At 32.5% G+C, this 12202-nt stretch carries 10 protein-coding genes; 5 read left to right on the forward strand and 5 right to left on the reverse strand.

Features of this window, described 5'->3' with window-relative positions:
• From QMG60_RS07885 to serB, 3 genes are all read left to right on the forward strand, one after another.
• Positions 1-438 (forward strand): SRPBCC domain-containing protein, encoded by a 438-nt coding sequence (locus tag QMG60_RS07885; RefSeq protein WP_057117672.1) that lies wholly within the window; start codon positions 1-3, stop codon positions 436-438.
• 122 nt (positions 439-560) lie between these two features.
• A complete protein-coding gene (locus QMG60_RS07890) occupies positions 561-995 on the forward strand; it encodes a VOC family protein (RefSeq protein ID WP_281867408.1) in 435 nt (144 codons plus the stop codon).
• Between the two features lie 158 nt (positions 996-1153).
• The gene (gene serB / locus QMG60_RS07895) at positions 1154-2383 is read left to right on the forward strand and encodes a phosphoserine phosphatase SerB (protein WP_134139388.1); all 1230 of its coding nucleotides are present in this window, start codon (positions 1154-1156) and stop codon (positions 2381-2383) included.
• An 83-nt stretch (positions 2384-2466) separates the two neighbouring features.
• On the opposite strand, the gene QMG60_RS07900 is transcribed toward serB, so the two are convergent.
• Both QMG60_RS07900 and QMG60_RS07905 read right to left on the reverse strand, forming a co-directional pair.
• Entirely contained in the window at positions 2467-2706 is a 240-nt protein-coding gene (locus QMG60_RS07900) for a hypothetical protein (protein ID WP_057117353.1), read from the reverse strand.
• A gap of 26 nt (positions 2707-2732) precedes the next feature.
• The gene (locus tag QMG60_RS07905) at positions 2733-4256 is read right to left on the reverse strand and encodes a GH3 auxin-responsive promoter family protein (protein ID WP_281867409.1); all 1524 of its coding nucleotides are present in this window, start codon (positions 4254-4256) and stop codon (positions 2733-2735) included.
• A gap of 241 nt (positions 4257-4497) precedes the next feature.
• Here QMG60_RS07905 and QMG60_RS07910 point away from each other — a divergent pair, with 241 nt between their 5' ends.
• Both QMG60_RS07910 and QMG60_RS07915 read left to right on the forward strand, forming a co-directional pair.
• Positions 4498-5292: a DUF2797 domain-containing protein gene (locus QMG60_RS07910; protein WP_281867410.1), complete on the forward strand. Its 795-nt coding sequence runs from the start codon at positions 4498-4500 to the stop codon at positions 5290-5292.
• 258 nt (positions 5293-5550) lie between these two features.
• On the forward strand, positions 5551-6633 hold the full coding sequence (locus tag QMG60_RS07915; protein WP_057117347.1) for a glycosyltransferase family 9 protein: 1083 nt from the start codon (positions 5551-5553) through the stop codon (positions 6631-6633).
• A gap of 45 nt (positions 6634-6678) precedes the next feature.
• Here QMG60_RS07915 and QMG60_RS07920 read toward each other — a convergent pair whose 3' ends face one another.
• The 3 genes from QMG60_RS07920 to sppA all read right to left on the reverse strand — a co-directional run bounded on the left by QMG60_RS07920 (position 6679) and on the right by sppA (position 12164).
• On the reverse strand, positions 6679-9279 hold the full coding sequence (locus QMG60_RS07920) for an AsmA-like C-terminal region-containing protein (protein WP_281867411.1): 2601 nt from the start codon (positions 9277-9279) through the stop codon (positions 6679-6681).
• Between the two features lie 175 nt (positions 9280-9454).
• Positions 9455-10405, reverse strand: coding sequence for an alpha/beta fold hydrolase (locus QMG60_RS07925; protein WP_281867412.1), 951 nt, complete (start codon positions 10403-10405; stop codon positions 9455-9457).
• A gap of 1 nt (position 10406) precedes the next feature.
• Positions 10407-12164: a signal peptide peptidase SppA gene (gene sppA / locus QMG60_RS07930; RefSeq protein ID WP_281867413.1), complete on the reverse strand. Its 1758-nt coding sequence runs from the start codon at positions 12162-12164 to the stop codon at positions 10407-10409.
• Between the last annotated feature and the right edge of the window lie 38 nt (positions 12165-12202).

The raw sequence follows: 12202 nt of genomic DNA on the forward strand, positions 1-12202 counted from the left end.
ATGGAAAAATTAAAATTTAATATCAGTATCAAGGCTTCTAAAGAAAAGATTTGGAAAGTCTTATGGGAAGACGAAACTTACAGAAAATGGACCGGAGTTTTTTATGAAGGGTCGTATGCAGTAAGTGATTGGAACGAAGGTGGAAAAATACACTTTCTTGGGCCTGATGGTGGAGGAATGAATAGTATAATCGAGAAAAAAATCCCAAATGAATATATGGCTTTTAAGCATTTGGGAGAACTGAAAGATTTTAAGGAATTACCTCTCAATGAAGAAACAAATGAATGGAGCGGTTCAATGGAAACCTATAGATTAACTCAAAACGGAGATGCAGTTGATCTTGAGGTAGAAGTTGATGTAACCGAAAAGCATATAGACTATTTTAAAGGTACTTTTCCAAAAGCATTGGATCGAATTAAAGAATTGTCTGAGGAATAAGTAAGAGAGAAAAGATTAAAGAGTAAAGAGTAAAGAGTGTATCTATAACTAAAAGATTAGTAAAAAAGACATTAACAATTTATAATTAACAATCAACAATCAACAATTAATAAAAAAACATCATGGCAGCAATAAATCCTTATTTAATGTTTAATGGAACTTGCGAAGAAGCATTTCTATTTTATAAATCAGTTTTCGGCGGCGAATTTCCGTACATCGGAAAATATAAAGACGCACCAGCAGAAGAAGGCGAGCAACTCTCTGAGGAAGCTCTAAATAGAATTATGCACGTTTCACTCCCAATTGGGAATACGATTTTAATGGGAAGTGACAGTCATCCAAGATATGGGGATGTTGGTTTTGGTGATAATTTCTCCATTTCGATTAATGTAGAAAGCACAGAAGAAGCAGATAGAATTTTTAACGGACTTTCGGCAGGAGGAAAAGTAGAAATGCCTATGAACAAAACCTTCTGGGGTGCATATTTTGGAATGTTCAAAGATAAATTCGGTGTGAACTGGATGGTAAATTTTGATGAAAATCAGCCGAATAAATAATTAAAAAGTTATGTTATTTTAATAGCGGAACATAATTGTTAAATTACTCCAAAAAGCACATGAAAATGTGCTTTTTCTTTTCAAAAAAACAAAGATTATTCTTTTTTATAAAGCATAGATTGTCGATTTTTGTCGCTTCAAAATCAATAATAGGAAAAATGGCGATAGAAGATAAAGAGATAATTTTATTAAAAGTTTCAGGGCACGATAAAATTGGAGTTACAGCAGGTTTAACAGCTGTATTGGCTGCGTACGATGCTAATATTTTAGATATTGGACAAGCTGATATTCATGATACGCTGTCACTTGGAATTTTATTCGAGATTGAAGCAGGGTCTTCTTCTGCGCCAGTTTTAAAAGATCTTTTGTTTAAAGCCTATGAACTAGAAATTAAAGTGAAATTTATTCCGATTTCTATTGAAGATTACGAAAAGTGGGTAAAATCACAATCTAAACAGCGATATATCATCAATATTTTGGGCGAAAAACTGGCCGCTTCACAATTGGCAGCAGTGACCAAAATAATGTCAGATCAAAACCTGAATATCGATTCTATCATTCGATTAACAGGAAGAACTTCTATTGTTGAAAAAGAAGAGTATCCGCGTTCTTGTATTCAATTGTCTGTAACAGGCGAAATCGTAAACAAAATTATTATGACGGCAAGTTTTATGGAAATTTCCAGAACACTTAATGTTGACATTTCTTTTCAAGAAGATAATATCTATAGAAGAAACCGCCGTTTAGTATGCTTCGATATGGACTCAACGCTTATTCAAACAGAAGTAATCGACGAGCTTGCAGAACTTAATGGAGTAGGAGATCAAGTAAGAGCTATTACAGAATCGGCTATGAATGGAGAGATTGATTTTAACGAAAGTTTCAAGCAGCGTATGGCTTTACTTGAGGGTTTAAGCGAAGAAGTGCTGCAAAATGTTGCCATTAATTTACCAATAACACAAGGAGCACATCGTTTGATGAAAGCCTTAAAATATTACGGTTATAAAACTGCAATACTTTCTGGGGGATTCACCTATTTCGGAGAATACCTGCAAAAAGAATTAGGAATAGATTATGTTCACGCCAATCAGTTAGAAATAAAAGACGGAAAACTTACGGGTAAATATATAGGTGATATTGTAGACGGTCAGAAAAAAGCAGAATTCTTAAAAGCAATTGCTGAGAAAGAAGGAATTCACATTAATCAAACCATCGCAGTTGGAGACGGAGCAAACGATTTACCAATGCTAAATTTAGCGGGTCTGGGAATTGCTTTCCACGCCAAACCAAAAGTAAAAGAAAGCGCTTCAACTTCAATTTCAAGTTTAGGTCTTGATGGAGTTTTATATCTTTTAGGTTACCACGACAGATATATTGATATGATGTAATTCGAATTGTTACTCTGAGCGAAGTTGCAAGATTTTATATAGAAAATGGCTTCGACTCCGCTCAGCCTGACAATAAAGAAAAATTACTTTCGAGCTTCTAACTCTTTTTTAATTTCTTTTAAAGTATTCATATTCAAAATAAAAATAGGAAGCAATGCAATCGGAATAACGTTTGAAGCGCTAAAACCTTTATTCGCTACAAGAAAAATGTTAAGTCCAAACAAAAAAAGTAATACTACACCAAATAGGTAAGTTACTGTTTTTAAAGATTTTTGTGTTTTGACTAATTCTTCACTAGTCATTTCGTTAAAATTCTTTTTCATTTTAGTTGAAGATTTTAATTGGAAAATTAAACTTTAATAGACTGCATCTCCTTCAACTGCTCCAAATAATCTCTTTGGTTCGAAAGTCTTGGAATTTTATGCTGTCCGCCTAATTTGTCTCTTTCCTTCAGCCAATCATAAAATAGATTTTCACGAGCTACATTAATTACTAAAGGGTTTAAAGTCATATTATTGTAGCGTTTAGCTTCGTAATCTGAATTTAAAGTTTGTAAAGTTTCGTCTAGGACTTTTTGGAAAAGGCCAACATCAGCAGGTCTTTTCTTAAATTCAATCATCCATTCGTGTGCGCCTTTTTCTTTGTCCTGCATAAAAATAGGAGCAACAGTATAATCAATCACTTCGGTTTGTGTAATCTGGCAGGCTTTTGCAATGGCTTGATCGGTATTTTCAACCATTAATTCTTCACCAAAAACATTAATATGATGTTTCGTTCTTCCAGTAACTCTTATACGATATGGATTTAATGATGTAAAACGAACTGTATCGCCAATTAAGTAACGCCACAAACCAGAATTTGTAGTAATTACAATAGCATAGTTTTTATTCAATTCGACATCGACCAAACGAATTACTTTTTGATTCGAAGTTCCAAAAGTGTCCATCGGAATAAATTCATAGAAAATCCCGTAATCAAGCATCAATAATAAATCACTCGAATTGTTCAAATCCTGAATCGCAAAAAAGCCTTCAGAGGCATTGTAAATTTCGTAATATCTAAAATCTTTGCTAGGTAGCAATTTTTTGTATTGTTCTTTATAGGGAGAGAAACTCACTCCGCCGTGAAAATAAACTTCAAGATTTGGCCAAAGCTCTAATAAACTTTGTTTACCAGTATTTTCTAAAACCTTATTCATTAAAACCAACATCCAGGAAGGAACTCCCGCAAAACTGGTAACATTTTCATTTTTGGTTTCATTAATAATTGCAGCGATTTTTGTTTCCCATTCACTCATTAACGAAGTTTTACTGCTTGGTGTACTGCTGAATTCAGCCCAAATTGGCATGTTCTCAATTAAAATTGCAGACAAATCGCCAAAGAAGGTGTTGTTGTTTTCGTAAATCTGAGAACTTCCGCCTAAGCGAAGACTTTTTCCTAAAAAAAGTTCAGAATCTTCATTGTTATTCAAATACAGGCATAAAAGATCTTTACTGCCTTTGTAGTGGCAATCTTCTAGTGCTTCATTACTTACAGGAATAAATTTACTTTTTGCGTTTGTAGTACCGCTCGATTTGGCAAACCATTTAATTGGAGTTTCCCAGAAAACGCCTTGTTCACCCTGACGTGTACGTTCAATTAAAGGCTGTAATTCCTCATAACTTGCAATAGGAACTCTTTCTGCAAAAGTTTGATAAGATTTTATTGTCGAAAATTCATATTGTTTTCCAATAACAGTATTTTCAGATGCCGTCAATAAGTTGTGCAATAGTTCTTCTTGAACTTCATTTGGGTATTTTAAAAAAAGTTCTATTTGGTGAATCCGTTGTTTAAGGACCCATGATGCAAACGAATTGATTATAGATAGAGGCATGAATTTGTTTTTTAGATTACTGATTTTAGGTTTTAAATTTTACAGGTGATGTAAAAACAAAAAACTTAAAATTTGAATATCGAGAGACAAATAGTAACTTTGTCTTCATATCAAAAATAGTATTTTTTTGTAAAAAACAACCCGATTTCTAGCAAAGATTCTAATTAGTAGGTCGAATTTTAACACTAAAATGTCCAATTCTTTTGATAATTCCAAAATAGCAATATAAATAAAAATACGAATGCAATATCAAGGTGTCCTGACAAAAATGCAAACCGAACTTGGAAGTCCAATTCAATATTATTTGGTCTTCGAAGACAGTTTTCTAAATGTTAATCAATTATTGGATAAAGAAATCGAAATTAGCTTTTTGGGCTACCAGTGTTTAAATTGCAGTAAAAAGAAGAAAATTTACCGTCAAGGTTTTTGTTACGACTGTTTTTATTCTAGTCCGGCAGTTGGTGACTGGATTATGAGACCAGAATTAAGTACAGCACATTTAGGAATTGCAGACCGTGATTTAGATTATGAATCAAAAGCACAATTACAGCCGCATATCGTGTATTTAGCCGCTGCTTGCGAAATAAAGGTAGGAGTAACTCGTAAAACTCAAGTCCCAACTCGTTGGATCGATCAAGGTGCATCTCAGGCAATTGCAGTTGTTGAGGTTCCAAATAGATATCTAGCAGGAATTACAGAGGTTGCTTTAAAAAACCATTACACGGACAAAACCAATTGGAGAAAAATGCTTCAAAATTCTACCGAAACTTTTGATTTAATTGCAGAAAAAGTGAAAATTGAAAGTTTAATTCCAGCTGAGGTTAAAGATTATTTTTATTCTCAAAAAGATGATTTGTACGATTTACAATATCCTGTTTTGATTTATCCTGCAAAAGTAAATAGCTTAAATCTGGATAAAATGCCTTCGTTTCAAGGAAAATTAGTTGGAATAAAAGGACAATATTTAATTTTTGAAAACGGAACTGTTTTTAATGTTCGTGGTTCCGAAGGCTATGTTGTAAGTATAGACGTCTAGCATTATTTCCTGTTTGTCTATCCTTATTCAGCACCCGTATAATAATTTTCATCAATTATCATAATCATTGTATTTTTAGAATTTTTAAGAATAGGTGATGTGAATTTTGATAAATTTGATTACAATTTTGTAATAATTACTTATTCAAAGAAATTAATTTTAGAAACAAAAAAAAGCCTAGATTTGAAGTTTGTTCTATCTAAGGCTTTTTTTTAAAATTAAATCGAAATTATTTAATTCTTTAATTATAAATAATAAATGAGTACTTTAAGCAAAATAAACAATTTTAGAAGAGGCGTGATGCGTGGTCTGACTAAAAACATTGGAAAACCAAAAACGGAACGTGATATTGTTTTGGTTGATAAAGCTGAAATTAAACGCGTTTTAATTTGCAGACCAAATGGCAGACTGGGCAATCTTTTATTAATTACGCCGCTGGTTCAAGAAGTAGCAGAAACTTTCCCGAATTGTAAAATTGATTTGTTTGTAAAAGGTACATTAGCACCAATTGTTTTTGAAAATTATCAGGCAGTTAACAAAACAATTCATTTACCCAAAAAACCTTTTAAAAGTTTAGTTGAGTATATGAAGGTTTGGATTTCTATTAAGAGCGAACCTTATGATATGGCTATAAATGTCGATCAAAATTCTTCTTCTGGCAGATTGGCTGTACGATTTTCAAGAGCAAAGTATAAATTTTATGGAGATTTAGACGGTGAATTAACAGAGTCAAAAACGGATTATGACCATATTGCTAAATACCCGGTTTATAATTTCAGGACTTATTTAACAAAATTAGGATTGCCTAAAAGCAATAAAATAGTAGCATCTTTGGATCTTAAACTTACTGATGCAGAACTTGATAACGGAAAGAAAATTTTAGATCTTATAACTCCAGATCCGTCAAAACGAACAATCTGTATCTTTACTTATGCAACGGGAGCTAAATGCTATTCAGGAGAATGGTGGGAAAACTTTTATTCTAAACTTAAAGAAGAATACAGCAATTATAATATTATTGAAATATTGCCAGTTGAAAATGTTTCGCAAATTGGGTTCCAAGCGCCAACTTATTATAGTAAAGATATTCGCGAAATGGGATCTGTATTGGCAAATGTAGATTTGTTTATTGGTGCAGACAGCGGTATTATGCATTTAGCAAGTGCTGCTCAAACTCCAACTGTTGGATTGTTCTCAGTTTCAGAATTAAAAAAATACGCCCCTTATGATAGTGGAAGTGTAGGAGTGGATACTAGAAAATGTATGCCTTTAGAATATTTCCAAATTATCAATTCAATTTTAGATAACGGGAAATTAAAAGTATATCCTAAAGCAGTATAAAAAAAGGCCAATCATTTGATTGGCCTTTTTATTAGTATACTGAGATTAGTTTTTCTTTTTGAAAAGACCATTCAGCAAATCACTTGCTTTTTTGGTAACCTCTTGTGTTTTCTGTTCTTTTTCTGTTTTTGCAGCCTGCGTTGTATCTTTAGCTTTTGTGTTTTTGTTGATTAAATCAGTAAGAGCCGAAGTTCCTTTTTGAGTCAATTTATCTTTCTGCTGATTAACCAGTTGGGTAGTCAAACTACTTACGGCAGTTTTCATATCTGTACTGATTTTAGGATTCGAAAAGTTTCCAGTCAAAGAAGCATTAATTGGAATATTATCCAGTTTTGCGGCATCTGCAGGAGACAATTTTGCAATTAAATTGTTGGCTTCTGTTCCTAAATATTTAGCAGGAACATCAAACTTAATGGTGTAATTCATAGTTTGGTCAAAACCGTGAGTTCCTCCAACTGTAGCTTTAATATCTTGATATTTAATATCAAATGGTTTTACGTTTACTCTTCCGTTTTCAAAAGTCAGAGCTGCTTTAATATCATTTAAATTAACTTTGTTTAAATCAATAAACTTAACATTTGAACTTAAGGCATTAAGTAAAGTTGAGTTTTTAGCATTTACGGTAGTCGAAAGCAATTGACCGATTAAGTCTCCTGAAATCGATTTTAAATCTGGCGTTAATTCTTTCGCATCTAAATTTCCATTCAGTTTAATAGTCGAATTTAATTTTCCATTAATAATTCCAGCTATTGGGGCAATTTTTTTCATCATGTCCAATTGCGTAAAAGTCTGTGCAATATCAACTTGATTAAATCCTAAATTCATATCAAAAGTTGGAACCTTTTCTTTTGTAGAAACAGCACCATTAAGACCAATTGTTCCGCCAAAAATAGAAGTTTTAAAGTTTTCTAAAGTTGCTTTTTCATCTTTGATAAGTAACTTTCCAGAAACATCTTTTAGTTTTAAATTGTCGTATAAAACAGTTGTAGCTTTTGCATTTAAAGTACAATTTAAAAAAGCAGGAATCTTCATTGCTTCAGCTGGTTTTGCCGGAGTTTTAGTCTCTGTTTTTGCAGGTTCGCCAGAAGTCATAAAATCATCAACAGCCAATTGATTCGAGCTCATGTTGAAGTTTCCTCTAAGTTCTTGTTTTTTAAACATAAAACCGTAGAAATTCTCCAACACTCCGTTGATAGCAATATCACTTTTTCCAGTTGTCGCATTAAACTGTTTTAAGTTAATTTTGCTCGGATTGAATTCTACCAATGCCGTACTGATGTTCATAGATTTATTGTTTTCATCTGTATATTTAAATCCAGATAAACTCATTGTTCCAGCATTTTTTATGTTTTGATACTGGCTTTTTTCAACAGAAGCCATGTCAAAATTAGTTGTAACGTCAGCTTTTAAAATTCCAGCCAAAGGTTTATCCATTTTAATTGGATATGCTTTCGAAAGGTTCGCCAAATTGATTGTTCCCTTTAAAGCCGCATCAACAATCGGATTTACGGTTATGTTTTTAATATTTGCTTTAGCGTTAAAAACATCCTGATCAATTCTGAAAGATAACTTGTCTAAATTCACATAAGTATCGTTTAGAATTCCAGTTTCGTTAATGATTTTAGTATCAATTACAATATTTTGAACTGATTTTGGAAGGTTTGGATATTGGAAAGAAGCATTATTAGATGCGATTTCAATATTAAATTTAGGAACCGTTGTTTCTGTTAATTCACCTTTTGCAAAACCATTTACGGTAAAATCTCCAGTAGTTTTTACGCCGTCTAAACTCGAAGCATAAGCTGAAGGGATTAACCCTAAGAAGTTGGTAAATGATGAAGTAGGTGTTTTAAATTTCAAATCGTAAATCTGTTTATTTTCAGCCATTTGAATGAATCCGTCAAATTCCAAAGGTAATTGATTGATTAAAGCTTTATTCTCTTTAAAAGTATATTTGCTTTTTTCTAAATCAATTCCAAGAACTGCGTCTAAAGTAAGTTTGACATTTTTCATGTAATTCATTTTATCCATGTCCAATGAAACTTTTGCAGTAGTTTTTGTATCCAAATCTAATTTTGAATTGGTAAAATTTCCAGTTCCTTCATGATTCAAACTGTCAATAACCATCTTGATTTTTGAACCTTGATCGATATATCTAAAAGTGAAATTCTCGATTTTATAATTTTGAATTTTTAAAGAAAGCGGTTTGCTTTCTTCACTTTTTTTGTCTTCTTTTTTATCTTTTAATGCGATATCAAAGTTTCCAACACCATCTTTATTGAAGATTATATTTACTAATCCGTTTGTAGAACTAATTCCCTGAATGCTTAACGGTTCTTCTTTTCCTTTGAAAAGTTCTTTGATACTCATTTTTAAATTTAACTCGCCTAAAGAAACTAATGTATCGCCTTCAAAAGGAGCTTTGTTAATAATCACAAGTTTCTCAATTCCGACTGTTGCGTTTGGGAAATTTTTGAATAAACTTAAATCAGCATCTTTAAAACTTACTTTGGCATCAACACTTTCGTTAATGGCCTCGGCAATTTTGGCTTTAATTTGATCTTTAAAGAAATACGGAATGGCAAATAATGCGGCAACAAATACCACAATGACTATGGCACTTATTTTTAAAACTTTCTTTAGCATATAAATAGATTTGAGGGTTTAACATCTTAAAAATCGACTCCTGCAAAAATAGTTTTTTTTAGCAGAGTGCGGAGATAAAGTTTTCTTAAAAATGTAAGAATTTTACTTTTGTTTGTTAAATAAAAAAAATCCGATTGAAATTAGTTCAAACGGATTTTTAATATTCTTTATTTCATTATTTCTGAATAAATGAAACAATCTTATCGACCAGCGTTTCAGATATAGGAAGTGTTTCATTATTATAACTCGCTAAATTGGCGTCTTTATCGCCGTCAATGATTTTTAAAACGTGATTCATTTTGTCAATTATAACCATTTCAGCATTCTTATTGGCTTCAGATAAATTTTCGGCATCTTTCACAGTAACTTGGATGTCATTGTCTCCTTGCAGAATTAAAATTGGAATAGTAACTTTCTTTATTTCTGTCTGAGGATTGTATTTGAACCAAGAAATGAGATAAGGCTGAATACTTGGTCGGAAAAGTGAAACCACCATCGGATCAACTTTTTTTACTGTAAATCCGTTTTTTAAACTGTCGATTATAGGAAAAGTCATATCGTTAAGCTGTTTCATAGATCTTGAACCAATCTGCGTTTTGATAATTTTATCTGCAGAATCACCTGCACCCGCAATCGAAACAAACTTATCTGCTTTGGCGCACGCAATCATTCCTATTAATGATCCTTCGCTATGCCCAATTACTACTATTTTAGAGAAACGTTTATCTTGTTTTAAATAATTAATCCAGCTTTTAGCGTCGTCTATATAATTTTCGAAAACCAAGCTGCTTTCAGATAATCCGCCGGCTGCTTTGCTTTCGCCAATTCCTCTTTTATCAAATCTTAAAGATGCAATTCCATTTTTAGCCAGCGCCTCTGCAAGCATTTTTAAAGAATTGTTCTTCATCATTGCATTGTTCCCATTTCGATCTGTTGGTCCAGATCCTGCAATAATCAAAGCGACTGGATATTTTTTTGTTAGATCTGGCGTAGTCAGCGTACCAAAAATTTGATTGGTATTTATTTTTAAGACTGCTGGAGTTTCTTTAAAAGTAATTTCTTTTTTGTTCTGCGCATTTAAAACGCTCCAAAACAAAACCGTTAAAAAAAGGATTATCTTATTCATATTAATAAATATTGATTCCGTAAGGCATTAATGCTTGTATTCCTTTTTGTTTTTGAAATTTCTTTACCTGTTCGATAAGAAGATAATTTTCTTCTCCAATTTCTTCTTTAATGAAAGCTTCTTTCGATTTAGCAAAAGGCATAGTAGAAAGTAAATCGTTAAAAGTCTTTTCGTATTCAGGATAATTCTGAGTGCTGTATTTTTTTATTTTGGCAATCTTAGCAGCTTCGGCAATTGCAGCATTCAATCCTCCAATTTTATCTACTAAACCTAATTTTAAAGCTTCTGTTCCTGACCACACTCGGCCTTGCGCAATAGCATCAACTTGATCGAAAGACATCTTACGTCCGTTCGCTACACGCGTTACAAAAGTGTTGTAAATTTTTTCGACTCCTTCTAAGGTAAAAGCCTTGAACTTCTCATCAACTGGCAAAAACGGACTGTAATTTGCTGCGTTTTCATGAGTTTTTACTTGTTCTGAATTGATTCCTAATTTATTAGCCAAAGGACTGAAGTTTGGAAGTACTCCAAAAACACCAATTGATCCTGTAATTGTATTGTTTTCTGCAAATATTTTATTGGCGTTGCAGGCAATGTAATAGCCGCCAGAAGCAGCATAATTCCCCATAGAAACCACGACTGGTTTTACTTTTTTAGTAACCTCAATTTCTCTCCAGATTAAATCAGAAGTCAGGGCGCTTCCTCCTGGGCTGTCAATTCTAAGAACGATCGCTTTTACGTCGTCATTTTTTCTTGCTTCCTGCAAAGAACGACGCATCGAACCTTCTCCAATAGTATTTACATCTCCTTCGCCGCTTCCAATTTCACCTTGAGCATAAATAATTGCAATTTGATCAGTTGCATTATTAGCTAGGGCAGTTGTAGCATTATTTTGAGTATAATCTAAAATCGAAATTTTATTGTAATCTTCATCTTTATCTACTTTCAATGCTTTTCTAATGGCATCGTGATACACATCTTCATAAGCAATTACGTCTACCAAATGTTGCTGCTTTGCCATTTCAGGAGTTCTTGCTAAAAGTCCGTTGGCAATTTCATTTAATTTTGGCAGCGGAATATTTCTACTTTTTGAAATATCGGCAGAAACAGTAGCCCAAATTGAGTTTAAAAGCGCAGTAATCTGTTCTCTGTTGGCATCACTCATACTATTTTGTAAAAAAGGTTCAACAGCACTTTTATATTTTCCATGACGGATCACTTCCATGTGAATTCCTGATTTTTCTTGAAAATCTTTGAAGAACATTACTTCAGAAGAAAGTCCTTTAAAATCTAAATCACCAACTGGATTTATATATATTGTATTAGCTACAGAAGTTAAATAATATTCTTTCTGCGAATATGTATTGGCATAAGCCCAAACAAATTTTCCTGATTTTTTAAAACTTTCAAGAGCATTTCTTAAATCTTTGTATTGAGCAAGACCCAACGAAGATTCGTCATTTAAAATAGAGATTCCTTTAATATTATCATCTGTTTTAGCCGCTTCGATTGCATTAATCACATCAGTTAAACCAATACCTTTTTTATCAGAAAAAGCAGTTACCCAAGGATCTTTATACTTCCCAGCATAGTCATCTTTGATTTCCTTTAAATTAAATTCAATAACCGAATCAGATTTAACAGAAACCTTGTCGTCTCCGCCAAAAAGTGTGACAATAAAAATTACTCCAAAAAAGAAGAGCATAATAAATACAAAAATACCAATTACGGTAGCAAGTACATTTCCTAAAAACTTCATATGTATATTTTTTTAATAAGTAGAGAAAAAGGGCAAAA

This window comes from Flavobacterium sp. GSB-24, from assembly GCF_027924665.1.
Taxonomy (GTDB): Bacteria; Bacteroidota; Bacteroidia; order Flavobacteriales; family Flavobacteriaceae; genus Flavobacterium.

Excerpts from the sequence above, each read along its gene's own strand:
- QMG60_RS07905 (WP_281867409.1), bottom strand. The coding sequence starts at position 4,256 with ATGCCTCTATCTATAATCAATTCGTTTGCATCATGGGTCCTTAAACAA.
- QMG60_RS07900 (WP_057117353.1), bottom strand. The coding sequence starts at position 2,706 with ATGAAAAAGAATTTTAACGAAATGACTAGTGAAGAATTAGTCAAAACA.
- QMG60_RS07885 (WP_057117672.1), top strand. The coding sequence starts at position 1 with ATGGAAAAATTAAAATTTAATATCAGTATCAAGGCTTCTAAAGAAAAG.
- QMG60_RS07925 (WP_281867412.1), bottom strand. The coding sequence starts at position 10,405 with ATGAATAAGATAATCCTTTTTTTAACGGTTTTGTTTTGGAGCGTTTTA.
- QMG60_RS07910 (WP_281867410.1), top strand. The coding sequence starts at position 4,498 with ATGCAATATCAAGGTGTCCTGACAAAAATGCAAACCGAACTTGGAAGT.
- QMG60_RS07915 (WP_057117347.1), top strand. The coding sequence starts at position 5,551 with ATGAGTACTTTAAGCAAAATAAACAATTTTAGAAGAGGCGTGATGCGT.
- QMG60_RS07920 (WP_281867411.1), bottom strand. The coding sequence starts at position 9,279 with ATGCTAAAGAAAGTTTTAAAAATAAGTGCCATAGTCATTGTGGTATTT.
- serB (WP_134139388.1), top strand. The coding sequence starts at position 1,154 with ATGGCGATAGAAGATAAAGAGATAATTTTATTAAAAGTTTCAGGGCAC.
- QMG60_RS07890 (WP_281867408.1), top strand. The coding sequence starts at position 561 with ATGGCAGCAATAAATCCTTATTTAATGTTTAATGGAACTTGCGAAGAA.
- sppA (WP_281867413.1), bottom strand. The coding sequence starts at position 12,164 with ATGAAGTTTTTAGGAAATGTACTTGCTACCGTAATTGGTATTTTTGTA.